We start from the raw sequence: 23,350 nt of genomic DNA, 5'->3' as shown, positions 1-23,350 counted from the left end.
GGTTTGTCGTGTCCGGCGCTATTCAATGCGATAGAAACGTTCTGACGTGCCGCGAAAGACGTCGTCCAGCATCGACCCCGGGATGAGCGACGCATGCCGGGAAACGGTTTCCTTGTAGGTCGAGGTAAGGCTGTCGACCGGGAAATTCGATCCGAACATGCAGCGATCGGCACCAAATTGGGACAGGCAGGTTGAAACGATCGGCGAGACGCTTTCAGCATTCCAATCGTGGTCGAACATTCCCAGGCCGGAGAGTTTGCAAAAGACATGTGGCAGGTTTGACAAGGCCGTCAATTCATCTGCCCACCGTCGCAACCCTTGCGGGGTCCGGTCGTATGGCGAACCTGCGTGGCAAAGAGCGATCCGGGTCTCCGGCGCCTGTGCAAGGACATTCGCTGCTTGCCCCATCAGCTCTGGCAGCAGCTGAAGATCAAAGGAAAGACCACGCGCGCCCAGTTGCTTCAGACCAGCCAAGAACTTTGGGTCTTCAAGTAACGCGTTCGTGCCAGTTGAGGCGTCTTCACCCGGAGCGCGGCCAATAATCTGGCGAACGCCGCGAACCGAAGGCAGGGTTTGAAGACGGTCGAGCTGTGCATCCAGATCATCCGAGGTCAGATCGCAGAATGCCACCTGCACCAACGGCCAGTCAGGGAACTGGTCGGCAACGGAGTGTACCCACCGCGCCTCGGCCCAGGGGTCAGCGGCGCCGACCTGAATGTGAACCGAAGCGCCGAACCCCATGGCTTCGGCGTCCGCGCGAAACTCCGGGAGCAAATAGTCCCGCTGGATGGAAGACGGATCGCCGAAAAACCGAACGATACCTTTCTCTGTAAGCCAGGGGTAGTGCACGGCCGAAAGGTCCCACAGGTGGTGATGCGCATCTATCCTCATGATGCTTCAATCCCGGTGGTGCGCGCCAGAATATCCACACCCTGTCCTTTCCAGAAATGCAGCAAGTCGATGAAGATCCAGTTTTCGGCCAGCTTGTCTTCGACGCGGCGATAGATATCGATCACCCTGAATTCGCCGGGTTTTCCGGTGGCTGGCATCCCCATAAAACCACCTGTGGGCGTGGCAGTAAAGTTGGGCCATCCAAAGAAGCCACCGTAATGCCCTTCGGCCAGACGGCAGACATGATTGGTCTTTGACCGGTCCGTGAAGGCAGCGCGAAACGGTCCGGAGTGTTGCCTGGCATAACGTTCGATCGTGTAGGTCGCGCCAATTCCTTCGGGGCCCCACCAGATCATGTCCTGGTGCCACGTGCGCGCCAATTCTTCTTCCAGCGACAGCCCGCTGTCCCAACGGCCCAGATCCGCGATCATCGCATTGATGACCGCCAGCGTTTTTTCGCCTTCGTGTGCGGGCTGCTCATCATGCAGCAATCCATCATGAAACCTTGGTCCGGGCTGCACCAGATGTGCCGCAGTCTGCGGGGGGAACGGATTCTGGCCAGCCTGAACCATCAGGTGCGGGATGTCGAAATACATCGCCGTTTCGACAATTCTGTCACCGGCCACCTTGTAGAACGCGCAATATCGCAGGAACGCCATCTTGCCGGTCGGGCGAATACCCAACCACGGTCGGTCGAACAGCCCCATCAGATGGCCCATGGCGACAACCCAAACGTCGGTTTCTTTCTGCAACGCGTTTTGCCCCGCAAACAGAATATCCACTCGGTTCTGCAAATGAGCAAGGCTGCCCTTCAGCGGCTGCCAGAATTGCCGGGCAACCTGTTCGGCGCCGTTGATTTCGTTGAACGGGTGAAAGCCGCGCCACCTCGAATCCGAAGCGCAGAATTGGCTCATCACCTTCGGAGTTTCCGTCACTGCGGCGGAGTCCAATGCGGTGTGAAACGCAGAGACCAGTTTTTTTTCTGTCTGAAAGTTCACGGTATTTACCATTGTAGTCAAAGTTTTGCGAGCGGCGCGAAGCCAGGTTGAGTCGGATTTCTCCGCAATTTTTGCATACGTATGCAAAAAAGTCTTGCCTGATTTGATACATGCGAATTACAGTTTTGCAAACGTATGCAAAACGATTCCTTGCAGGGGGCACCATGGCGGAAATTCAATTGCGGAACGTCGGCAAGCGATGGGGCTCATTCGTTGGGGTTCACAATTTTGACCTGACGATTGCAGATCGTGAGTTTCTGGTGCTGCTCGGCCCATCAGGCTGCGGCAAGACAACCACCATGCGCATGATCGCCGGCCTCGAAGACGTGACGGAAGGCGAAATCCTTGTCGACGGCAAAGTGGTCAATGATCTGGAACCCAAGGACCGCGACGTGGCGATGGTGTTCCAGAGCTACGCTCTGTATCCCAACATGAACGTTTACGAGAACATCCGCTTTCCGCTGAAAGTGCGTGGTATCGACCCGGCGACGCACGACGAAAAGGTGCGCCGCGCCAGCGCCATGGTGGAACTGGACGATTTCCTGCATCGCAAGCCAGCCGAGTTGTCGGGTGGTCAGAGACAGCGTGTGGCACTGGCACGTGCCATCGTGCGCGAACCCAACGTGTTCCTGATGGACGAGCCGTTGTCCAATCTTGACGCCAAGCTGCGGGTTTCCACCCGGGCCCAGATCAAGAACCTAAGCCATGAGCTGGCCGTCACCACCATTTACGTCACCCACGACCAGATCGAGGCCATGACCCTTGCCGACCGCGTTGTCGTGATGAAACAGGGCGTGGTTCAGCAGGTCGGAAGCCCGACCGAAATTTATGACCGTCCCGCGAATACGTTCGTCGCCAGTTTCATCGGTTCACCTGCCATGAATTTGATGGACGGCGACGTGGCGGGCGGAATATTCCGCGCCGAACATGTCGAAATTGCGGTGGATGCACCGGATGGCCCAATGACACTGGGTTTCAGGGCCGAAGATGCCAGCCTTGCCGATGGCAAAGGTCAGATCACCGCTCCGATCTATACGCTGGAACTGCTGGGCGACGCGACCATGATCTCGGTTCGGGTCGGCGGAGCTCTGGTTTCGGTGAAAGCAGACAAAGCATTCCGCGCCGAGATTGGCGAAATGGTCTCGTTCTCGGTGCCGACGGAAATCTGTCACCTCTTCGAAGCTGGAAGCGGTGCGCGGATCGGGGGCTAACCCCACAAACGGCCCGCAAGGGCATAACACCGGTCCGGACGTCGACGACGGACCGATCCTGACAGGGAGAAACCTATGAAACTCAAGACGATCCTCATGGCCGGTGCCATGTCCATCGCCGCCAGCGGCGCGTGGGCAGATTGCGCCTTTGAAAACGAAGTGCCGCTAAAATCACTGTCCGCCGGTTTTGAAGCCTGGAAGGCGGTCACCGATGCGATGGCAGAATGCGGCAATTTCAGCGCATCGCTGGATCAGGAATTCCGCGAAAAGCAGCCCGAAGCATTTGCTGCGGATCCCGCGCTTTATCAGATCGGCGGTGTTTCAAACGCGACCCTGGTGCCGTTGCTGAACGCAGGCACGATCCGTCCGCTGGATGATCTGGTCGAAAAATACGGCCAGGACCTGCTGCCCAACCAGTTGATCAAGGTTGATGGCAAGACCATGGCCATTGCGATGATGGTGAATGCACAGCACCTGATGTATCGCGATGATGTTCTGGCTGAACTGGGCATCGAAGAACCGAAAACCTATGATGACGTCCTGGCAGCGGCCGCCAAGATCAAAGAAGCCGGTGTCATGGATTATCCGATCGGGGGAACGTTCAAGACCGGTTGGAACCTCGGCCAGGAATTCGTCAACATGTACCTTGGCGAAGGCGGCTCGTTCTTTGGCGACGGCAACGTTCCAACGATCAACAACGAGCAGGGCGTCGCTGCGCTGGAAACACTGAAAGCCATGACCGATTACATGGATCCGGAATATCTGGTTTCCGACTCGACATACGTTCAGCAACAATTCCAGCAGGGCAAGATCGCCATGGCAAACCTTTGGGCCAGCCGTGCCGCCGCGATGAATGATGAGGCCGAAAGCCAGGTCGTCGGCAAAGTCACCATGGCAGCCGCTCCTATGGGTTCGGCAGCACCGGCAACCACTATCTGGTGGGATGGCATCGTTCTTGCTTCGAACATGAGCGACGAAGAGGCCGACGCCGCATTCCGTGTCGCGCTTGAGGGCATGGACGGCGAAATGGTCAGCGCAAACAACGACGTCGCTGTTTGGCTGAGCCCTGCCTATTCAGCGGGTGCTTTGGCGGCAGGAGCAGCCGCTTCGGCTGAAGCGGGCGCAAAGGCGTACCCGGCATCTGGTCCGATGGGCATCATGCACACCGCCCTGGGCAACGGTCTGGCCGACTACCTGACCGGCGCCAAGGATGCTCAGACGACGCTGGCGGATATCGAGGCAGATTACATCACTGCCGCGAAAGAAGCCGGTCTGATCAGCAACTGATCCTCCCGTGGGAGGGCTACGGCCCTCCCGCCCCTTCCCCTCGAGAGTCATGAGAAAGGCAGAGCCATGAATTTCCGGACATTTGCCGCATTTGTCGGCCCCTCTGTCTTTATGATGCTTCTCTTTATCGCGTTTCCTCTGGTCAGCGTGTTCAAGCAGAGTTTTTACGTGACACAGCCGATCTATGAGACGGTCGAAAAGGAAACCTGCACGCCCGGTTTCCTGACGCAGACCTGCGTGACCGAGATGGTTTCGCAGCCAAAGCTCGACGAACATGGCGAGGTCATTACCCAAACCCAATATGTCGGCTTGCAAAGCTATCGCAACGTAATGGAGCCTGAACGCGCATGGCGCGCCATAAGCGACGGCAGTTGGCATGTGCTGTCTACGATCAACTTCTGGAAGGCGCTTCGGTTCACCCTGACCTTCACATTGATCACTCTGCCGCTTGTGGTCGGGTGCGGGCTTGGGATCGCAATACTGATCAACAACGCGGCGCGGTCCATCCGCGGCCCGGTGATCTTTGTGTCCCTGCTGCCCTTCATCATCACACCGGTGATCGGAGTACTGTCGATCAACTGGCTGTTCCGGGGCGACGGCATCCTGACCGCAATGATGGAATGGTGGCTGAACCGGGACATCGCCCTGTTCGCCCAAGCCTGGACCATCGAAATACTGATGATGCTCTACCGCGTCTGGCACGTGGCACCCTTTGCCGCAATCGTCTTCTACGCCGGGCTGCAAACGGTCAATCAGGACAGTCTTGAAAGTGCCGTGATTGACGGTGCGACCCGTTGGCAGCGCCTGAAATACATCGTCATTCCACACCTGATGCCGCTGATCATTTTCGTGTCGATGATCCACCTGATGGACAGCTACCGCGTGTTCGAAGAGATCGTTGGTTTTTCGAGCCAGGGCTACGTCATCTCGCTACAGTGGCTGACCTTCGATTATCTGACGCCTGATCAGGCCGGCAACCGGTCGATCAGCCGGGCGTCCGCCAACTCGATGCTGACCATGATCGGTGTCGTCATCCTGCTTATCCTGCCGCTGCGCCGTACGTGGCGCGACCATAAAGGAGGTCACTGACATGTCCTCGCGTGCGCTTCGCCAGCCCTTCAGCCTGCGGTTGACCTCGAACATCTTCCTTGCGCTCTGGTGCCTGATCGCGGCCTTTCCGATCTTCTGGATCGTGGTCATGAGCTTCAAGTCACCCGTCGATGCGTTCGACAGCAACGCGCTGAACGTGATCTTCGGGCCGGCCACGCTGAGCGTCGGAAAGGGCTTGTCGCTGCTGGATATCATTCTGGGCATCGCGGTTATCTGGGGCACGATCTTCGCTGCCACCAAAACACTGCCATCGATGATAAAGTCCTACACCAAGCCCGGTCAGGAATGGTTCGGCTGGCTGATCGGTGTTCTGGTCTTGCTGGTGGGTTTCCTGCTGGTGTTCTTCGTGGTCCTGCCTGCAATCCTGAACGTGTTGAACCCGCTGTTTGGCCCACTGGGACGGGATGTGCTTGGTCTGACGACCGAGCATTACAAAACCGTCTGGATCGACCGGGGCTTTTCAAACAACTTCAAGAACTCGCTGATCGTAACGACGGGCGTGGTGACGGTGTCGCTGACCGTGGGCACATTGGCGGGCTACGGTCTGGCGCGGTCAGGATCAACTTTGGCCTTCTGGATCCTGATCGTCGCACTGGTGTTTCGGGCATTGCCCCATTCGGTTCTGGTAGCAGGCTATCTGCCGGTGTTCATCAACTCGGCCGAATGGCTCAGCCCAATCTTGGGTGAGAACGCACCAACCTTGTACGGCAAGCCTTTTGCGGTGATCGCTGTTCTGGTTGCGATCAATCAACCCTTCACGATCTGGATGTTGCGCTCGTTCTTCCAGAACATCCCGGCCGAGCTGGATGAGGCCGCCCGCGTGGATGGGTGTAGCCACTTTCAGGCCTTCCGCCGTGTCATCATGCCGGTGATGTGGCCAGGTGTGATCACCACGGGGCTGTTCAGCTTCTTGCTGGCGTACAACGATTTTCTGGTCACCGCGCTGCTGCTTGATGCGCAGAACCAGACCATGGTTCCCGCCATCGTCGGCATGTTCAATCGCGAGACGACGACAACCGATCAGGTCGTTGCGGTTGCCGCTGCCGTGTCGATCACCGCGCCTCTGATCTTCCTTGTGCTGATTTTCCAGCGCCAGATTGTCAGCGGTCTGACAGCCGGGGCAGTGAAAGGCTGATGAGCAAGAACGCCCGACATAACGCCATGTCGCGCCACCCGGCGCTGAACAGGATGCCGAGGGACTTTCTGAGCATTGGGGCCGCACGTCCCAATCCCTCCCTTCGGCAACCTCAAAGGATAGAAAAATGAAAGGTTCCCGTCCCGAACAAGCGGTTCTGACCCGCGAAACGGACATGAGCAAGACGGAAGACACGCGCCGCGTGATCGAAACGATGGTTGATGGTCTGAATGATCACCGCATTGATGACATCGGTGAATTCTTCGCCGAAGGTTTTCGCTGGATGGGCAATCAGGGCTGCGGCACCAAGACCGGCCTGCAGGAATTTCAGGATAACTGGCAGCGCCCGTTTCAAGCCGCGTTTTCGGATAAGGTCTGCGTTGACGAAGCGCGCCTTTACATGGGTGAATGGGCCGCCGCCTTCGGCCGCCAGGAAGCCACGCATTCCGGCGAATTTCTGGGCATTGCCCCCACAGGCAAGCGTGTCGAAATCAGGTACATGGACTTCTGGAAAGTGGTCGACGGCAAAATTGTCGACAACTGGGTGAATGTCGACTTTGCCCACGTTGCGGCTCAGCTGGGCGTGGACCTGTTCAACGGCGAAGGCTGGGAAGCATTTGACCGCGGCGAGAAGACTCCGCCACGGCCGGAAAACTGAGGATTGGAAAGATGGCAATCGAGTATCTTAAACGCGGCAAATCCGATGCGGATCGGGCGGAAGATGATGCCAAGACCCGCGCCGTGGTTGAAGCGACGCTGAAAGACATCGAAACCCGTGGGGATGCCGCGGTGCGAGAGTTGAGTGAGAAGTTCGACAACTACTCACCTGCCTCGTTCCGCCTGAGCCAGCAGGAAATTGATGACCTGATCGGGCAATTGTCCGATCGTGAGCTGGCCGATATCAAATTCGCGCAGGAACAGGTGCGCAACTTTGCGCAGGCGCAGCGGGATTCAATGCTGGACATCGAGGTCGAAACCCTGCCCGGTGTCATCCTGGGGCATAAGAACATCCCGGTGCAATCCGTGGGTTGCTATGTTCCGGGCGGCAAATTCCCGATGGTCGCCTCGGCGCATATGTCGGTGGCGACCGCTTCGGTCGCCGGTGTTCCGCGCATCATCGCCTGCACGCCCCCGTTTCAGGGCAAACCCAATGCAGCGGTAATTGCCGCCATGCACTTGGGTGGCGCGCATGAGATCTATGTCATGGGCGGCATTCAGGCCATCGGGGCCATGGCATTGGGCACCGAAACAATCGATCCGGTTCACATGCTTGTTGGCCCCGGAAACGCCTTTGTCGCGGAAGCCAAACGTCAGTTGTTCGGTCGTGTCGGGATCGATCTTTTTGCAGGGCCGACCGAAACGATGGTCATTGCCGACGAGACCGCCGCAGATGCGGAGCTGTGCGCAACCGATCTGCTGGGGCAGGCCGAGCATGGATACAACAGCCCCTGCGTTCTGCTGACCAACTCACGCAATCTGGCCAATGACACCCTGGCCGAGGTCGACCGGCTGCTGGGCATCCTGCCAACCGCGGATACCGCGAAGGTGTCGTGGGACGAATATGGTGAGGTGATCGTTTGCGACACCTATGACGAGATGTTGCAGGTTGCCGATGACATTGCCTCGGAACATGTGCAGGTGATGACTGACCGCGACGACTGGTTCCTTGAGAACATGACCTGCTATGGGGCGTTGTTCCTTGGGCCGCGCACCAATGTTTCGAACGGGGACAAGGTGATTGGCACAAACCACACGCTGCCCACCAAGAAGGCCGGGCGTTACACGGGTGGTCTTTGGGTTGGTAAATACCTGAAGACGCACAGCTATCAAAAAGTTCTGACGGATGAGGCCGCGACGCTGATCGGCGAGTATGGCTCGCGCCTGTGCATGCTCGAAGGGTTCGTTGGCCACGCGGAACAGTGCAACGTTCGCGTGCGCCGATATGGCGGAATCAATGTGCCCTACGGTGCGCCCGCCCCTTACCGGGACGCTGCTGAATGAGTGACAAACACACACATCACAAGGCCCTGATCGAACCGCTCAGGGCTGCGATGTACGATTTCGATGAGGCCGGCGTACGCCGGGCTTTGGCGGAGGTCACGTCACCGGATGCCGTGTTCCGTCTGTGTCATCCCTTTGGGGACAGCGTCGGTAGTGGTGTTTTCTATGACACTGGCTACAAAGACTTGCTGGCGGCCTGGCCCGATCTTGAACGGCGGGACTATATCGTCATGGCCGGCCCGGATGAGTTCGGCGCAGATTGGGTCGGGTGTGGCGGCTATTACACCGGTGTTTTCACCGGCCCCTGGCTGGACATCCCGCCGACGGGTCATCAGGTCACGATGCGGTTTCATGAATTCTACCGCTTCGAATACGGCAAGATCGTCGAGATGCAGGCCCTGTGGGACATCCCCGAAGTCATGATGCAGGCGAATGCCTGGCCGATGGCGCCAAGTCTGGGCCGAGAATGGCACGTCCCCGGCCCCGCCACCCAGGACGGGTTTGTCCCCGGCCCTTATGATGAAGCCAAAGGCAAACAGACCTGCCAGCATATCATCGACATGCTTGATCATCTCAAGAAACACCCGTCTCAAGGCGGCCCCGAAGTGATGGAGATGGAACGGTTCTGGCACCCGCGCATGAACTGGTACGGTCCTTCGGGCATCGGCACCGGGCGCGGGTTTGCGGGGTTCCGCAACTGGCATCAGATCCCGTTCCTGAACGGTATGCCGGATCGCGGGCAGTTCGTGGACGACATCACCTATCACTTCTTCGGTGACGGGGAATATGCAGCTGTGACGGGCTGGCCCAACATGATCCAGACCGTCACAGACGATGGTTGGATGGGCATCGCTCCGTCAGGCAAGAAGATCACCATGCGCAGCCTCGATTTCTGGCGTTTGGAAAACGGCAGGATCCGGGAAAACTGGGTGCTCGTTGATTTGCTGGATGCGTACCGTCAGCTTGACGTTGACGTCTTTGCCCGTCTGCGTGAATTCAATAAAGCCCGAAATATGGGTCGTATTGAAATACCGGATGGAATGAGCTGATGACTAAACTGCCGCGCACCCCTTCATTTTCTCTGAGTGGAAAAACCGCCCTTGTGACCGGAGCCTCCTCTGGTATCGGGCAAGGATGCGCGGTAGCGCTGGCCGAGGCGGGTGCACATGTAGTTTGCGCGGCCAGAGGAGCGGATCGGTTGAATGAGACAGTTTCCGCTCTGAAAGAGAAGGGATGGTCAGCCGAAGCGCTTGTGATGGATCAGGGTGATTTGGACGCCCTGAAACAGCTTTTCGATCACCGCGCCTTCGATATCGTGGTGAATTCGGCGGGCGTGGCGCGCCACAGCCCGGCTATCGAGACAACACCCGATGACTTTGATGTTGTCACCGACGTCAATTTGCGTTCGGCCTACTTCTTGTCGGCCTACGCCGCCCGCGCTTTGATCAAGGCAGGAAAGCCGGGTTCGATCATCCATATATCCAGCCAGATGGGGCATGTTGGCGGGGTTGATCGGGCGCTTTATTGCGCGACCAAGCATGGGTTGGAAGGCATGGTCAAATCCATGGCCATCGAATGGGGCAAACAGGGCATTCGGATCAATACGGTCTGTCCGACTTTCATCCGAACGCCGTTGACCCAGTCCACATTCGACAATCCTGAACGTGCCGCGTGGATCATGGAGAAGATCAAACTGGATCGCGTGGGCGAAGTCGAAGACATCATGGGCGCGGTACGCTACATCGCCTCGGACGCCTCGGCACTGGTTACCGGCACCTCAATGTTGATTGACGGAGGTTGGACGGCAGACTGATGGCTGAGAAAGTAACATCCCTCCAGGTTGCCCAATTGGCCGGCGTTAGCCAGTCTGCCGTTAGCCGCGTCTTCACGCCCGGTGCCTCGGTCAGCAAAAAGACCGAAGAAAAAGTGCGCAAGGCTGCGTCTGAACTGGGCTATCGCCCCAACGTGCTGGCACGCGCGATGGTGTCCGGCAAAAGCAGGATCATCGGTTTGGTGGTCGCCTATCTGGACAATTACTTCTACCCCGAGGCGCTCGAGAAACTGTCCAATGCCTTGCAGGAACAGGGCTATCACGTTCTGATTTTCATGGCCTCCAGAACCGCTGGAAACATAGACGATGTGATGGAGGAAATCCTTGATTATCAAGTCGATGGCGTCGTTCTGGCATCCGTTGCGATGTCTTCAGACATTGCCACCCGGTGCCAGCAGGCGGGTGTGCCGGTGGTTTTGTTCAACCGCAGCCAGGACCTCGACGGGATCACATCTGTTACTTCTGACAACTATGCCGGTGGTCGCAAAGTTGCGGAATTTCTGATCACCGCCGGGCACAGTCATATCGCCTACATTGCCGGTTGGCCGGGTGCCTCAACCCAGCGGGACCGCGAGGCCGGATTCCGCGCCGCGCTCAACGATGCGGGCCAGGAATTGTATGCGCACGACATCGGAGATTTTCACACCGAGAAAGCGCGTTTAGCTGCCCGCCGGATGTTTGATGTCGAACCGCAGAAACGACCTGACGCCGTGTTTGTCGCCAATGATCACATGGCGCTTGCGGTCATGGACGTCATTCGGTTCGAGTTGGGATTGCGCGTGCCCGAAGACGTGTCTGTCGTTGGTTACGATGACGTCCCTCAGGCCGGATGGCTTGCCTACAACCTTACGACCATTCGCCAGCGGGCAAATTTGATGGTTGCTGAGACCGTTGATGCCCTGCTGGATCATATCGAAAACCCGACAGCTGCTTCGGCACGCAAAGTCGCCATTGATGGGCCGCTGATCGTGCGCACATCGGCACGTCTGCCCAAAGGCTGGACACCTCAAAGGATGAATTCATGAAAGGTTTCGATCCCAAGTTCCGGGATTTCCCCGACTATATCATCGGTATCACCAAAGAGATCTGGGAAGATCGGGGTATCGCCACGCTGCATGAGTATTACAGCGAAGACATTGTGGTACGCTCACCCGGTTCGGTGGTGTTGGGCAATCAGAATGTGATCGGCGCTACCATGGCAACGCTGGCCGAGTTTCCGGACCGGCAGCTGCTAGGCGAAGACGTGATCTGGTCCGGCACACCGGAAGAGGGCATGTTGAGCTCTCATCGGATCATTTCAACGGCCACGCATTTGGCCGAGGGTGTCTATGGCAAGCCCACCGGCACCAAGCTGCGTTACCGGATTCTTGCGGATTGTCACGCCATCGACAATCAGATCAACGATGAATGGCTGATCCGCGATCAGGGCGCGATTGTGCGCCAGATGGGCTGGGACCCTAAGGAATACGCCGCTGATCTGATTGCCCGGGAAGGCTGCAAAGAGAACTGCGTCAAACCTCTGACACCCGAAATTGATCAGCCTGGACCATACAAAGGCCATGGGAATGACAATGAATGGGGGCAGCGCTACGCCGACATTCTGACGCGGATCATGAACGCAGATATGGGCGTGATCGGTTCAGAATATGACCGCGCTGTTCAGTCAGAATATGTGGGTGGTGTAACCGGGCATGGCTGGCAGGCCATCGACCGCTTCTGGATGGGACTGCGGGCGAGTTTTCCAAATGCGGAATTCAAGATCGAGCATCAGATCGGGCGAGATGACCCTGATATGCCTCCGCGTGCGGCAATTCGCTGGAGCCTTTGGGGCAAGCATGACGGCTGGGGCGTGTTTGGCGCGCCGACTGGTGCGCAGGTTTATGTCCTCGGGATCAGCCACGCTGAATTCGGCGCACTTGTTGCGGGGCAGCCGCAGTTGCGCCGTGAATACACCCTGTTCGATGAAACCTCGGTCTGGAAGCAGATCCTGTTGCAGAACGGCGAGGTCTGAGTGGGCCGCCCGGTCTCATATCGCATCCTGTCGGGCGGTCTGTCCGAGCCCCGGACCGTTCGGCTTTTCCATATGTACCGTCAAAGCCTGAGGGCGCGGCGACTGAACCTGCGCCCGCCCGGAAAGTAAGGGCCTGTCCTACTTGGGCACACGAGCTTTCTTTCCAAAAACGCTGAATCGGATCGTACGTCATGACAAAATCATCCATCCCTTCCCGCATCGTCCGCTATGGCGAGCTTCAACCCTGTAAAACCGCTTTTATCGATGCCCATACTCCCGGCAGCGATCAGAAAGAGAACTTCACGATAATCGGCGGCGGCGTCTCGGAATCTCCGGACCAGCATGTCCACATCACGGACAAGATCGGCTTCAACATCGGAGCGGCAGGGCAGCCGCCGAAATGCCGCAACTCACTGCACAGCCACACCACCGCCGAGGTCTTTTTCGTTGCCAAGGGTCGTTGGCGGTTTTTCTGGGGCCGCTATGGTACGGCCGGGGAATTCATCGCCGAGGAAGGAGACATCTTCAACATTCCAACGGGTATTTTCCGGGGCTTTGAGAATGTCGGCCAGGATTACGGAATGATCATGTCGATCCTGGGCGGAGACGATGCGGGTGGCGGCGTCACCTGGGCTCCTCAGGTGATCGAAGATGCGCAGGCACACGGTCTGATGCTGGGCGACAATGGCGTTCTGTACGACTCCAAACTGGGCCAGGAACTGCCCCACAATGTCCGCCCGATGCCTGTGCTGACCGAAAAACAGCTGAAAAGCTATCCCGAAGTTCCTGTCGAGGATGTGGTCGGCAAATACGTTGCGCGGTATTGGGATCTGATGGCGTTGTCGGCCAATAAGCCCGCAAAGGTGATTGGCGAAAACGCGTTGATCAAGGACAAACCCGGATTCGAGGTCGATTTTCTGGGGCGCGGATCCGCAGTGACCCAACCGATCGCTGCCGAGAAACCAGTGGTTCTGATGCCGGCCAGCGGTCACTGGCGTGTTTCGATCGACGGGTACGAGACCACGATCTCGGTAGGCGACACGACCTTGGTTCTTCCTGGCGAAACCTATGGTGTTCAGCCTTCGATGACCGGACAGGCGGGCCTGTACCGGATCACCGCAACCGATGACCCGGCAGGAGCGACCTGGACAGGATGAACGCGGACCCGAATGACACCCACGCCGTTTATGAACGGCAGGCGACCGAGTATGACAGGCGCCGTTCCAAGGCCCTGTTCGAAGCGCGCTGGTTGGCGCGCTTCACGGCCAGCCTGAAGCCGGGTGACCGCGTATTGGACCTGGGCTGTGGCTCGGGCGACCCGATTGCCCGTTGGTTCATGGCCGAAGGGTTTGACGTCACGGGTATCGATTTTTCCGACGCCATGCTTGCCATAGCCCGCGACCGTTGGCCCGATGGCGACTGGCGCAACGCGGATATGCGGAATTTTGAACTGGATCAGCAGTTCGACGGCATCATTGCCTGGAACAGCTTTTTCCACCTTACGGCGGACGAGCAGAAAGACTGTATCGCCCGGATGGCGCGCCATTTGCGACCCAACGGAATGCTCATGCTGACCGTCGGACCTCGTGCCGGAGAGGTCAGCGGCACAGTGGGATCAGAGCTTGTCTACCACGCGTCGCTGTCCCCGGCCGGTTACGCCGGGTGTCTTGAGAAAAACGGGCTGCAAATGACCGGATACCTGGCCGAAGACCCAGAAGCCCAAAGCCACACGATCCTGATGGCACGAAAAATTTAAGGAGGTCCCCATGACCGTAAAAACAACACATGTTGGCTCTCTGCCCCGAACGCAGGACGTCGTGGATTTTATTTTTGCCCGCGAAAACGGCGAACCTTATGACACAGGCGCCTTTGATACCTGCATGGCCAACGCCGTGGCCGAAACGGTGCGCAAACAGGTCGAAGCCGGTGTTGATATCGTCAGCGACGGCGAAACTTCGAAAATCTCCTATGCGACCTATGTCAAAGATCGCTACACCGGGTTTTCGGGCGACAGCCCTCGTAACGCGCCGGCAGACTTGAAGATGTTCCCCGGCTTTCTGCAAAGACTGGCCGATGACGGCGGTACGCCACAATACGCAAGGCCGATGTGCACGGGTGAGGTGCGATCAAAAGGGCAAGGCGAGTTGCAAAAGGACATCGCCAATCTCAAGGCGGCCATGGCTCGACACGGGGCCGAGCGCGGCTTCATGAATGCCGCGTCTCCCGGAGTGATCTCGTTGTTTTTGCAGAATGATTTCTACCCGACGCGTGAGGCTTATCTGGCAGCGTTGGCCGACGCGATGAAGGACGAATACGAAACCATCGTCGCCGCCGGGTTGGACCTGCAGCTGGATTGCCCCGATCTTGCCCTGTCACGCCACATGCTGTTCACCGACCTGTCGGATGAGGCGTTCATCAAGATTGCCGACATGCATGTCGAGGCCCTGAACCACGCGCTTCAGAACGTCCCGCAGGATCGGGTACGGGTACATATTTGCTGGGGCAACTACGAAGGCCCTCATTGCTGCGACATCGCCATGGACAAGGTCTTCAGCACCCTGATGGCAACCAAGTCGCGCTATGTCCTGTTCGAAACGTCCAATCCGCGGCATGCCCATGAATGGACTGTCTTCCGGGACCGCAAGGCCGAGATTCCCGATGACAAGGTTCTGGTGCCCGGCGTGGTCGATACCACGACCAATTTCGTCGAACATCCCGAACTTGTGGCCCAACGGATTGACCGGTTCACGGAAATCGTGGGACCGGACCGGGTGATCGCGGGCAGCGATTGCGGCTTTGGCACTTTTGCGGGTTTTGGCGCCGTCGATCCCCAGATCGCCTATGCCAAACTGGCGGCGTTGTCCGAAGGGGCAAAGCTGGCTTCGGCATGAAACCTCTGATCTTGTTGCCGGGCATGATGTGTGATGCCCGGCTTTTTGGCCCCCAGATCAATGCTCTGTCGGGCAGAATGCCCGTAATGACCTTTCCGTTGTCTCATCACGACAGCATAGAGGCCATGGCCCAGGATATCCTTGGAAATGCGCCGCCGGTCTTCGCGCTGGCCGGGCTGTCCATGGGGGGTATCGTGGCGATGGAGGTCACGCGCCAAGCCCCCGAACGTGTTTCGCGTCTGGCCTTGCTTGACACTAATCCACTGGCGGAAAAGCCAGAGGTAAAAGCGCGTCGTACGCCGCAGATGTCCGCCGTTCGCAAGGGTCAGCTGAGGACCGTGATGCGTGACGAGATGAAGCCCGGGTATCTGGCTGACGGACCGAACCGGGGGGCGATCCTGGATCTGTGCATGGCAATGGCCACCGACCTGGGCCCAGACGTTTTCATACGTCAGTCCAAGGCACTTATGAACCGACCGGACCAAAGCGAGACACTGACGGCCTATGCCGGAAGGGCTCTGGTTTTGTGCGGGCATGAAGACCGGCTTTGCCCAGTTGAACGCCACCGACTTATGCATGACCTGTTGCCACGAAGCGCGCTTGAGATCATCGGCGACGCGGGCCATCTCCCGACATTGGAACAACCTGAAAAAACAACAGCGGCGCTGTCCCGCTGGCTGGAGGACACATGACACCGTCCCTTTTGTCTTTGCTTCGCAAAGTCGATACGCCAACTGTCTGCAATGCCATCGAGGTGGCACAGGGCAGGCGCGGGTTCGACAGGTTCACACGTGGCACCATGCTAAGCTCGGCCCCCGAAGGGCGTGCCATCGTCGGCTATGCGCGCACCGCCAAAATTGCTGCGGTCAATCCCCCGACCGAGCCGCCCGAAGTCATCAAAGCCCGACGTATGGCCTATTACAGGTACATGGCCGAGGCACCCGGCCCTTCAATCGCCGTGATCGAGGATCTGGATTATCCCGATTGCATCGGCGCATATTGGGGTGAGATCAATACGACGGTTCACAAGGGTTTCGGCATGTCTGGCGCTCTGACCAACGGTGTCATGCGGGATCTCGGGGATTTGCCTTCAGGGTTCCCGGTTGTCGCTGGTTCCATCGGCCCGAGCCATGGTTTCGTCCACGTCCGCGAGATTGACACTCAGGTTTCGATTTTTGGTCTGACAGTTGACCCCGGTGATCTGGTTCACGCCGATCGTCATGGTGCATTGGTCATACCGAATGATGTCGTTGATCAATTGGAAGGTGCCATCCAAAAACTTTTGGCGACAGAACGTATTGTTCTGGACGCAGCCCGCGAGCCCGCGTTTGATTTCGAAGCATTCGAAACCGCCTGGGCCGCCTTTGAAAAAGCAAGGGTCTGATCGCAGGGGTCGGAAACAATGAAAGCCGGCTGGGTGAAAAGCACTTACAAGTCCCTTGCTCGTCAACCCAGAGCAAGACGGCCTCTGCCAACGCAATGCCCGTGACGAAGTGTTACCCACATCCGTCTGTCCGGTGGCCGCGTCGCGCCGCTGCTGGTGACGCCCGAACGCAAACCGGACCGTTTCAGATAGAAGTCCATTACACCGGAGTGTAAGGGGGTTCAGATCCGTTCAGCCCCGTGTACAATCCGCGTTTCCAGACAGGTTCCGGAAAGAACAATCAAACCTTGTGAAAAGCGGCGCCCTGCGCATCCCTTCGCTGTTCTCCGATCACGTTCAGCATGGCATCTACATCTGCACGTACGGCTTGTGTTGCCGCTTCGCGCACCGGGCCAAAACCGCGGATATCCAGCGGGGCTGACAGGATTTTCAGGCAGGTTTCCGCCTCCAGCTCGGGGCTGACTTTTTCAATGCGATCCAAGACAGCCAGAAACCAGGCCAGGGTTTCGTTTTCAAGCTTGCGGTCCCTTGAAAACCGGAATGGATCAAGCCAGCCGCCGCGAAGCCTGCGTGCACGCGAAAGGAGCCTCAGAACGGGGGTCATCCAACCACCAAAGCTTCGCTTGCGCGGTCGCCCGCGTTCATCCTTGCGACCGCTCAGAACCGGTGGCGCGAGGTGGTATTTGATCCGAAAATCCCCTTCGAACTCGGACCGCAGTTGTTTCTCGAATTGTTGCGATGTCAGCAACCGAGCAACCTCGTATTCGTCCTTGATTGCCATGAGGCGAAACAGGGATTTTGCCGCAAGCGAAAGCGCTTCCTCGCGTATCTGGTCAGGCAGTGCTGCGGACAGACGGGCCAGGCGATCCCGGTACTTTTGCGCATAACCGTCATCGTGATAGGTCGCCAATTCATCGGACCGGTAATCGATTATCTGCTGCGATGTTTCTTGCGAAAAGCTCTTTTCCCTCGCATTCAGCATCTGCGGGTTTGCAGCGATCACCCGCCCCAGATCAAAGGCCATTATGTTGGCCTCGATCGCGGTTCCATTGAGCTTGATCGCCTGTTTGATTGCAACCTCACTGATTGGAATGTTCCCCAGCTGCCACGCGACACCAAACAGCAAGGTATTGGCAAAGACCGAATCCCCCAGCAAATCCACAGCCAACTGGTTTGCATCCAACGCGAAGACATTTTCTGCGCCAACGGTCCGGCGTATCAATGCTTCTCTTTCGTCGACCTTGAGCTGGGCATCGCGGTGCAAAACAAGGTCGCCTGTTGGCATTTCCGCACGGTTCAGTACGACCTTTGTGCCCTTGCGATAGTGAACCGAGGCTTTGGGCGCCGAAGACACGACCACGTCACACCCGATGACGGCGTCGGCGCTATTGGCCTCAATTCGGACCTGATTGATTTCTTCGGGCGTGCGGGCAATGCGAACATAGCCGACAACCGTACCGAATTTCTGGGCGAACCCGGTGAAATCCAGCACGCTGGCGCCTTTGCCTTCCAAATGCGCCGCCATCGTCAGAACGGCGCCCACCGTTACGACACCGGTGCCGCCGACCCCACCGACCAAAAGATCGTACGGCGCGTGCAGGTCAGGAAGCTGCGGGTCGGGAACCTTGGCAAGAAGCGACGGGATATCCAGTTTCTGCCTGGGTTCCTTTCGCCGCACCGCCCCTTCCACCGTAATGAAACTGGGGCAAAACCCGTTCAGGCAGGAAAAGTCCTTGTTGCACGAGTTCAGGTTGACCTTTCGCTTGCGGCCCAATGGGGTTTCCAATGGTTCAATACTCAGACAGTTGCTCTCGACCGAGCAATCGCCGCAGCCTTCGCACACCGCGGGGTTGATGAAAGCAAACCGCTTGGGGTCTTCTGTTTTGCCACGCTTGCGGCGACGACGTTTCTCGGTGGCGCAGGTCTGCTCGTAGATTAAAACCGTCACACCTTGGATGTCACGCAACTCACGCTGCACCGCATCCATCTCTTCCCGGGGGTGAAAGCTCGTTCGTGCCGGAAAATCGCTGGAATTGAATTTCGTAATGTCGTCTGAAACCAACGCGATCCGGTCCACACCTTCTGCGCGACAGGACTGGGCGATCCCGGAAACGCTGATAGGGCCATCAACAGGCTGCCCCCCCGTCATTGCCACTGCGTCATTGTAAAGGATCTTGTAGGTGATGTTCGTACCCGCCGCCACGGCCTGGCGAATGGCAAGCGACCCGGAATGATACCAAGTGCCCTCGCCAAGGTTTTGAAAGATATGTTTGTTGCCATTGAATTTCGAGGCAACAACATGCGGCACACCTTCCCCACCCATCTGCGCATAACCGACCGTGTTGCGGTTCATCCAACTTGCCATCACGTGACAGCCGATGCCTGACGCAGCCATGCTTCCATCGGGGACTTTGGTGGATGTGTTGTGGGGACAACCCGAGCAAAAATACGGAGCCCTGACCGCACCCGGAACATTCAGAACGGATGGCGGTTCGTCCGTCAGCGCCTTCGCCTTTTCAAGGAAACTCTCTTCCGGGAAAAAACGGTCGAGTCGCTCTGCAACGACTGGGATCAGGTTCAACGGGCTCAACTCTCCGGTCCAGGGAATCAACGGATCGCCCGCTGCGCGGTGTTTTCCGACCATCTTTTCGGGTTTGTCCCCCGGCCAGTCATAGAAATATTCCTTGAACTGGCTTTCGATGATCCCGCGTTTTTCCTCGACGACCAGCACCTCTTTTTTACCACGGACGAAAGACAGCGCATCGCGCCGCGCCAAAGGCCAAACCATCCCGACCTTGTAGATGTCGATGCCCAAACGGCGGCATCCGCTTTCGTCGAGCCCCAGAAGGCGCAGCACTTCCATCAGGTCCAGATGGCTTTTGCCCGTTGTGACAATCCCGAATGGGGCATCCTTGATGTCATAGATGCGCCGGTCGATCGGGTTCGCCTCGACAAAAGCCTCGACTGCCCGCAACTTGTGTTCGATCCGCGTCTCGATGGCCGGGCTTGGCAAATCGGCGCTGCGCACGTGCAAGCCGCCCGGCGGCAGATCTATTTCCGGCAAGGTAAATTTACGGTCCGGCTTCAACCGCACGGATTGCCCGCTTTCCACGGTTTCCGAAATCGCCTTGAACCCGACCCAGGTGCCCGAGTATCGGCTCAGCGCGATCCCGTATTCACCGAACTCCAGGTATTCAGCCACGTTGGCCGGGTTCAGCGTTGGCATGAACCAGGTCATGAAGGCGACGTCGGACTGATGCGGCATTGAAGAAGACACGCAGCCATGATCGTCACCCGCGACAACCAGTACCCCGCCCTTCGGCGACGAGCCATAGGCATTGCCATGGCGCAACGCGTCCCCTGAACGGTCAACTCCGGGGCCCTTCCCGTACCACATCGAAAACACGCCCTCGACCTCACAATCGGGATCAAGCGAGGCCTGCTGGGCACCAAGAACCGCTGTTGCGCCGAGGTCTTCGTTTACGGCCGGCATGAATGTGATCCTGGCCGCCTCGGTTTCCTCTTTCGCTCGCCACAGCTCCAGATCCAACCCACCAAGAGGAGACCCCCGATATCCGGAAATGAACCCGGCCGTGTTGTTTCCTGCTGCTGCGTCCCTGCGGGCCTGGTCTAACATGATGCGCACCAGAGCTTGCGTTCCCGTCAGGAAAACTCGACCCTTTGAGGCTTTGTATCGGTCCGACAGGGCGTAAGTATCGAATTTCAGGGACTGGTCAGTCATGGACACCTCGCCTTTTCTGGGCATTTTACCGGAATCTTTTGAGAAATATGTTCAACCTTCCCGTCATTTCCGGGTATTCTTGAAAAATCCTCTCTTCTTTTGTCGCAATTTGCGGTATTTTTCCCGGATGCTTCTCGACTCACGTGACTGCCAACTTCTCGCGCTGCTTCAAAAGGACTGTCGCATCTCAAACGCTGACCTTGCTGAACGGGTGGGCATGTCATCCTCTGCTTGCTGGCGTCGAGTCCGTGTGTTTGAAGAGGCCGGCCTGATTTCGCAGTACCGTGCCGAATTGTCGCCTGAACACGCCGGGCTTTCGTTTCAGGCCCTGGTGCATGTTCATCTGACCCGGCACAATCCGGAACATCTTGAACGCTTCATTGCCGCGATCGAGAAGCGCCCGGAAGTCATGGAATGCTACGCAACGACCGGGCAGGCAGATTACCACATGCGGGTGATCTGCAAGGATATCGGGGCTTACAACGTTTTTCTTGAAGAATTCCTGTTTCGCCTGCCGGCGGTGGAAAGCGCGCAAACAAATGTCGTTCTGCGCGAAATCAAACGCAGCAACGCCCTGCCCATTCCTTCCTGTTGAGATCGGTTCCCGGGTGGGGCTTTCCGGCTGGTATCGGCTTTGTTGCAAAGCTTTGAACGCACCAAGCGAAAGATCCACTCGAACCCGTTCCCAAGCTACGATTTGGCCCGCCAAACTCCACGGAATTGATGTTCATAGAATTTTTCACGCATCAGGTCTGGGAGCGCCCCCAAAAACCGTCGCGCAATTCAGCTTCAAGGCAGGTAAAACGTGGTTGCCTTTTCGACCGCAACCTTTTGGATTCCGCCTTCTGCGCCGCCCTCTGGGCGGAAGCTTCCATCGACGCCGAACAGCCGCAAAAGCGAATTTCGAAACTGAAGCCATTTTTTTGCTTCGCGTTTCGATTTTCCTGTTTTCTTTTCCCGTGCTTGCATCGAGTCCGGCTCCTGTTCGCTGCCGTCATCCCGAGTGTAGCATCGTTCCTTTGCTTTTTCAGATTTTTATCAGAGAACCTTACGACTATTTCGCAATTTCGTCGATCAGCCGCGTCTCGAGGAGCTGGCCATTCTGGTACAGCACCGGGTAAGCAATAGATGCGATATGGCTGTTGAACTCCCGGAACGCCCGCAACGTCTCAAGATGAATATCACTGGTTTCGAAGCTTTCCCGTGACCCGTGCTGCAATCGGCGCAGATGTCGTTTTCGGCTTTCACGTTCCACCCGTTTGATTTCGGTCTTCTCAAGGCTCAGCAGGCGCGCGCTTTCCAGATCGTCTGAAATAAGCACGTTTGATGCCAGCTTCATGTTGGCCAGAATGCCCTCGTGCATCTGAACAAGTTCCGACCAGCCTTCCTGCGAGAAACTCGAGCCTTTGGCCCGCATTTCACCCGCCAACACGGTCAAGCGCTTGGCCACGACATCACCGGCCGTCTCCAGCCGGATAGCGAATTCCATCAGGTCGCGTGCGGATTTTTCATCTTTTTTTTCATATACATCCGGTGGAATCGCCGAAACGAATGCCCTGATCCCGGACAGGCAATTGTTCACGTCCTCGTCGATGGCCTGTACCGCTCGAATCTGTTGTTTGTCGCCACTGCGATACAATTCCAGGCAAGGCCGGAACATGGTTTCGACTAGGTCGCTCATCCGCAGCAGCTCACGTTTGAGGCTTGGCAGGGCCTGGCTGGGATTTGCCACATTGCCAATGTCCAATGCGCTGGCCGGTCGTGCCGGTTGTGGAACCAGTTCCTTCTTCTGATCCGGCAAAAACCTTTCGAACAGAACATTCAATCTCCCGCAAAATGGCAAGGCCAGAAGCAGCAGTGACAGGTTGAACAAAACATGCACATTGACCAGCATCTGCCCGCCTTGCGGGTCTCCTAACAACCCGGTCCGCAAAGCCATGTTGGCGGCAAACAAACTCACCAAAGCCCAACTGCCACGCAATGCCAGGTTGGCATATGGAATGCGCCGGGCCTGGACTGGCATGGCGCGGGTGAGCCAGACCGGAATGAAGGCAGAGCCGAAATTCGCGCCAAACACCAAAGACATCCCGGCGGCGAACGGGATCGCTCCGATCTGCACAAGGGTGACACACATGAGGATGGCCGCCACCGAAGAATGCATGATGAAAGCCAAGGCGCCCCCGACCAGAAACGCGGTGATATAATCGCGCGCCAGATAATCCGCCACCGCGGGCAGAAACGCGCTGTCCCGAATGGGATCCATTGCCTCGCGAAGGAACCGAAGCGAGATCAGGATAAAGGCCACGCCCATCAGGATGCGCCCCATTTGCCGGGTTTTTTTGGCGTCGGTCTTTACGAACAGATACCCCCCAACCGCCAACAGCATCGGAACAAGCCAGTCCAGCCGGAACGAAAGAATCTGGATGATCAGCGCCGACCCCAGATCGCCGCCAAGCACAATCGCAAGGCCGGCAGGAAAACTGAGCATTCCACTGGCCGCAAACCCCGAGGTCAACAGAGCAACAGCCGCCGAGCTTTGCAACACGACCGCCATCGTCAACCCAACCACCGAGGCCTGAAGGTAGCTGCGTTGTTGGGTCATTACCCGCTGGAAAGACGCCCCATAGCTGCGCTCGATCCCGGTTCGCACCATACGAACCGCGTAAAGCAGCAGCATCGTCGCCCCGGCAAGGCTGATAAGGAAGCTGACAATTGCCATACTCTACCCCGTTATTCTTTTTGGCCCAGCTTGTCGCGGCGCATTGAATTATTCATGTTACCGGCCGCGATCGGGAAGGGATACATCCCATTTTGGCCTACAAGGCGTAAACTCCTGTGAGCTTCACCGCAAGCACTTG

20 protein-coding genes are annotated in these 23,350 nt (G+C 57.6%); 16 read left to right on the top strand and 4 right to left on the bottom strand.

Annotation, left to right across the window (positions count from 1 at the left end; genetic code table 11):
* Positions 1–18: 18 nt before the first annotated feature.
* Both ACR0LI_RS17115 and ACR0LI_RS17110 read right to left on the bottom strand, forming a co-directional pair.
* Complete coding sequence (locus ACR0LI_RS17115) at positions 19–891, bottom strand: amidohydrolase family protein (RefSeq protein WP_171723888.1); 873 nt, start codon at positions 889–891, stop codon at positions 19–21.
* Entirely contained in the window at positions 888–1,889 is a 1,002-nt protein-coding gene (locus tag ACR0LI_RS17110) for a nuclear transport factor 2 family protein (RefSeq protein WP_480718914.1), read from the bottom strand. The genes ACR0LI_RS17115 and ACR0LI_RS17110 overlap by 4 nt, the downstream gene beginning before the upstream one ends.
* A gap of 164 nt (positions 1,890–2,053) precedes the next feature.
* On the opposite strand from ACR0LI_RS17110, the gene ACR0LI_RS17105 reads away from it, so the two are divergent.
* The 15 genes from ACR0LI_RS17105 (at position 2,054) to ACR0LI_RS17035 (ending at position 16,750) form a co-directional block, all read left to right on the top strand.
* Complete coding sequence (locus ACR0LI_RS17105) at positions 2,054–3,100, top strand: ABC transporter ATP-binding protein (RefSeq protein WP_480490834.1); 1,047 nt, start codon at positions 2,054–2,056, stop codon at positions 3,098–3,100.
* 75 nt (positions 3,101–3,175) lie between these two features.
* The gene (locus ACR0LI_RS17100; RefSeq protein WP_480718913.1) at positions 3,176–4,387 is read left to right on the top strand and encodes an ABC transporter substrate-binding protein; all 1,212 of its coding nucleotides are present in this window, start codon (positions 3,176–3,178) and stop codon (positions 4,385–4,387) included.
* A 66-nt stretch (positions 4,388–4,453) separates the two neighbouring features.
* Entirely contained in the window at positions 4,454–5,476 is a 1,023-nt protein-coding gene (locus tag ACR0LI_RS17095) for a carbohydrate ABC transporter permease (RefSeq protein ID WP_480718912.1), read from the top strand.
* A 1-nt stretch (position 5,477) separates the two neighbouring features.
* Positions 5,478–6,632, top strand: coding sequence for a carbohydrate ABC transporter permease (locus tag ACR0LI_RS17090; RefSeq protein ID WP_171637115.1), 1,155 nt, complete (start codon positions 5,478–5,480; stop codon positions 6,630–6,632).
* Between the two features lie 127 nt (positions 6,633–6,759).
* Entirely contained in the window at positions 6,760–7,290 is a 531-nt protein-coding gene (locus ACR0LI_RS17085) for an ester cyclase (protein WP_171637117.1), read from the top strand.
* A gap of 11 nt (positions 7,291–7,301) precedes the next feature.
* Entirely contained in the window at positions 7,302–8,633 is a 1,332-nt protein-coding gene (gene hisD / locus ACR0LI_RS17080; RefSeq protein ID WP_171170235.1) for a histidinol dehydrogenase, read from the top strand.
* Entirely contained in the window at positions 8,630–9,682 is a 1,053-nt protein-coding gene (locus ACR0LI_RS17075; RefSeq protein ID WP_480718911.1) for an ester cyclase, read from the top strand. Before hisD ends, ACR0LI_RS17075 begins: the two co-directional genes overlap by 4 nt.
* Positions 9,682–10,446, top strand: a complete 765-nt coding sequence (locus ACR0LI_RS17070) for an SDR family NAD(P)-dependent oxidoreductase (RefSeq protein ID WP_480718910.1) — start codon at positions 9,682–9,684, stop codon at positions 10,444–10,446. Before ACR0LI_RS17075 ends, ACR0LI_RS17070 begins: the two co-directional genes overlap by 1 nt.
* Entirely contained in the window at positions 10,446–11,489 is a 1,044-nt protein-coding gene (locus ACR0LI_RS17065) for a LacI family DNA-binding transcriptional regulator (RefSeq protein WP_480718909.1), read from the top strand. The genes ACR0LI_RS17070 and ACR0LI_RS17065 overlap by 1 nt, the downstream gene beginning before the upstream one ends.
* The gene (locus ACR0LI_RS17060) at positions 11,486–12,475 is read left to right on the top strand and encodes a nuclear transport factor 2 family protein (protein ID WP_480718908.1); all 990 of its coding nucleotides are present in this window, start codon (positions 11,486–11,488) and stop codon (positions 12,473–12,475) included. The genes ACR0LI_RS17065 and ACR0LI_RS17060 overlap by 4 nt, the downstream gene beginning before the upstream one ends.
* Before the next feature lie 191 nt (positions 12,476–12,666).
* Positions 12,667–13,632 carry a cupin domain-containing protein gene (locus ACR0LI_RS17055; RefSeq protein WP_480718907.1) on the top strand — a complete coding sequence of 322 codons (966 nt, stop codon included), beginning with the start codon at positions 12,667–12,669 and terminating at the stop codon, positions 13,630–13,632.
* Positions 13,629–14,231: a class I SAM-dependent methyltransferase gene (locus tag ACR0LI_RS17050; protein ID WP_480488489.1), complete on the top strand. Its 603-nt coding sequence runs from the start codon at positions 13,629–13,631 to the stop codon at positions 14,229–14,231. Before ACR0LI_RS17055 ends, ACR0LI_RS17050 begins: the two co-directional genes overlap by 4 nt.
* A gap of 10 nt (positions 14,232–14,241) precedes the next feature.
* Positions 14,242–15,366, top strand: a complete 1,125-nt coding sequence (locus ACR0LI_RS17045) for a cobalamin-independent methionine synthase II family protein (protein ID WP_171118384.1) — start codon at positions 14,242–14,244, stop codon at positions 15,364–15,366.
* Entirely contained in the window at positions 15,363–16,058 is a 696-nt protein-coding gene (locus ACR0LI_RS17040; protein ID WP_171637129.1) for an alpha/beta fold hydrolase, read from the top strand. The genes ACR0LI_RS17045 and ACR0LI_RS17040 overlap by 4 nt, the downstream gene beginning before the upstream one ends.
* Positions 16,055–16,750 (top strand): RraA family protein, encoded by a 696-nt coding sequence (locus ACR0LI_RS17035; RefSeq protein WP_209835382.1) that lies wholly within the window; start codon positions 16,055–16,057, stop codon positions 16,748–16,750. The genes ACR0LI_RS17040 and ACR0LI_RS17035 overlap by 4 nt, the downstream gene beginning before the upstream one ends.
* Positions 16,751–17,030: 280 nt before the next feature.
* Here ACR0LI_RS17035 and ACR0LI_RS17030 read toward each other — a convergent pair whose 3' ends face one another.
* Positions 17,031–20,492, bottom strand: coding sequence for an indolepyruvate ferredoxin oxidoreductase family protein (locus tag ACR0LI_RS17030; RefSeq protein WP_480718906.1), 3,462 nt, complete (start codon positions 20,490–20,492; stop codon positions 17,031–17,033).
* Between the two features lie 127 nt (positions 20,493–20,619).
* On the opposite strand from ACR0LI_RS17030, the gene ACR0LI_RS17025 reads away from it, so the two are divergent.
* Positions 20,620–21,087, top strand: coding sequence for an Lrp/AsnC family transcriptional regulator (locus ACR0LI_RS17025; protein ID WP_171118486.1), 468 nt, complete (start codon positions 20,620–20,622; stop codon positions 21,085–21,087).
* 459 nt (positions 21,088–21,546) lie between these two features.
* On the opposite strand, the gene ACR0LI_RS17020 is transcribed toward ACR0LI_RS17025, so the two are convergent.
* A complete protein-coding gene (locus ACR0LI_RS17020; RefSeq protein WP_480718905.1) occupies positions 21,547–23,211 on the bottom strand; it encodes a Na/Pi cotransporter family protein in 1,665 nt (554 codons plus the stop codon).
* Between the last annotated feature and the right edge of the window lie 139 nt (positions 23,212–23,350).

The organism is Ruegeria sp. CL7 (assembly GCF_056536445.1).
The sequence above is the reverse complement of the archived record's forward strand: the minus strand, read 5'-3'. Positions and strand labels throughout refer to the sequence as shown.

Coding starts and splice junctions, on each gene's coding strand:
- ACR0LI_RS17095 (WP_480718912.1), top strand. CDS start 4,454: ATGAATTTCCGGACATTTGCCGCATTTGTCGGCCCCTCTGTCTTTATG.
- ACR0LI_RS17115 (WP_171723888.1), bottom strand. CDS start 891: ATGAGGATAGATGCGCATCACCACCTGTGGGACCTTTCGGCCGTGCAC.
- ACR0LI_RS17040 (WP_171637129.1), top strand. CDS start 15,363: ATGAAACCTCTGATCTTGTTGCCGGGCATGATGTGTGATGCCCGGCTT.
- ACR0LI_RS17105 (WP_480490834.1), top strand. CDS start 2,054: ATGGCGGAAATTCAATTGCGGAACGTCGGCAAGCGATGGGGCTCATTC.
- ACR0LI_RS17025 (WP_171118486.1), top strand. CDS start 20,620: ATGCTTCTCGACTCACGTGACTGCCAACTTCTCGCGCTGCTTCAAAAG.
- ACR0LI_RS17090 (WP_171637115.1), top strand. CDS start 5,478: ATGTCCTCGCGTGCGCTTCGCCAGCCCTTCAGCCTGCGGTTGACCTCG.
- ACR0LI_RS17075 (WP_480718911.1), top strand. CDS start 8,630: ATGAGTGACAAACACACACATCACAAGGCCCTGATCGAACCGCTCAGG.
- ACR0LI_RS17065 (WP_480718909.1), top strand. CDS start 10,446: ATGGCTGAGAAAGTAACATCCCTCCAGGTTGCCCAATTGGCCGGCGTT.
- ACR0LI_RS17100 (WP_480718913.1), top strand. CDS start 3,176: ATGAAACTCAAGACGATCCTCATGGCCGGTGCCATGTCCATCGCCGCC.
- ACR0LI_RS17030 (WP_480718906.1), bottom strand. CDS start 20,492: ATGACTGACCAGTCCCTGAAATTCGATACTTACGCCCTGTCGGACCGA.
- ACR0LI_RS17045 (WP_171118384.1), top strand. CDS start 14,242: ATGACCGTAAAAACAACACATGTTGGCTCTCTGCCCCGAACGCAGGAC.
- ACR0LI_RS17020 (WP_480718905.1), bottom strand. CDS start 23,211: ATGGCAATTGTCAGCTTCCTTATCAGCCTTGCCGGGGCGACGATGCTG.
- ACR0LI_RS17085 (WP_171637117.1), top strand. CDS start 6,760: ATGAAAGGTTCCCGTCCCGAACAAGCGGTTCTGACCCGCGAAACGGAC.
- ACR0LI_RS17060 (WP_480718908.1), top strand. CDS start 11,486: ATGAAAGGTTTCGATCCCAAGTTCCGGGATTTCCCCGACTATATCATC.
- ACR0LI_RS17070 (WP_480718910.1), top strand. CDS start 9,682: ATGACTAAACTGCCGCGCACCCCTTCATTTTCTCTGAGTGGAAAAACC.
- ACR0LI_RS17055 (WP_480718907.1), top strand. CDS start 12,667: ATGACAAAATCATCCATCCCTTCCCGCATCGTCCGCTATGGCGAGCTT.
- ACR0LI_RS17035 (WP_209835382.1), top strand. CDS start 16,055: ATGACACCGTCCCTTTTGTCTTTGCTTCGCAAAGTCGATACGCCAACT.
- hisD (WP_171170235.1), top strand. CDS start 7,302: ATGGCAATCGAGTATCTTAAACGCGGCAAATCCGATGCGGATCGGGCG.
- ACR0LI_RS17050 (WP_480488489.1), top strand. CDS start 13,629: ATGAACGCGGACCCGAATGACACCCACGCCGTTTATGAACGGCAGGCG.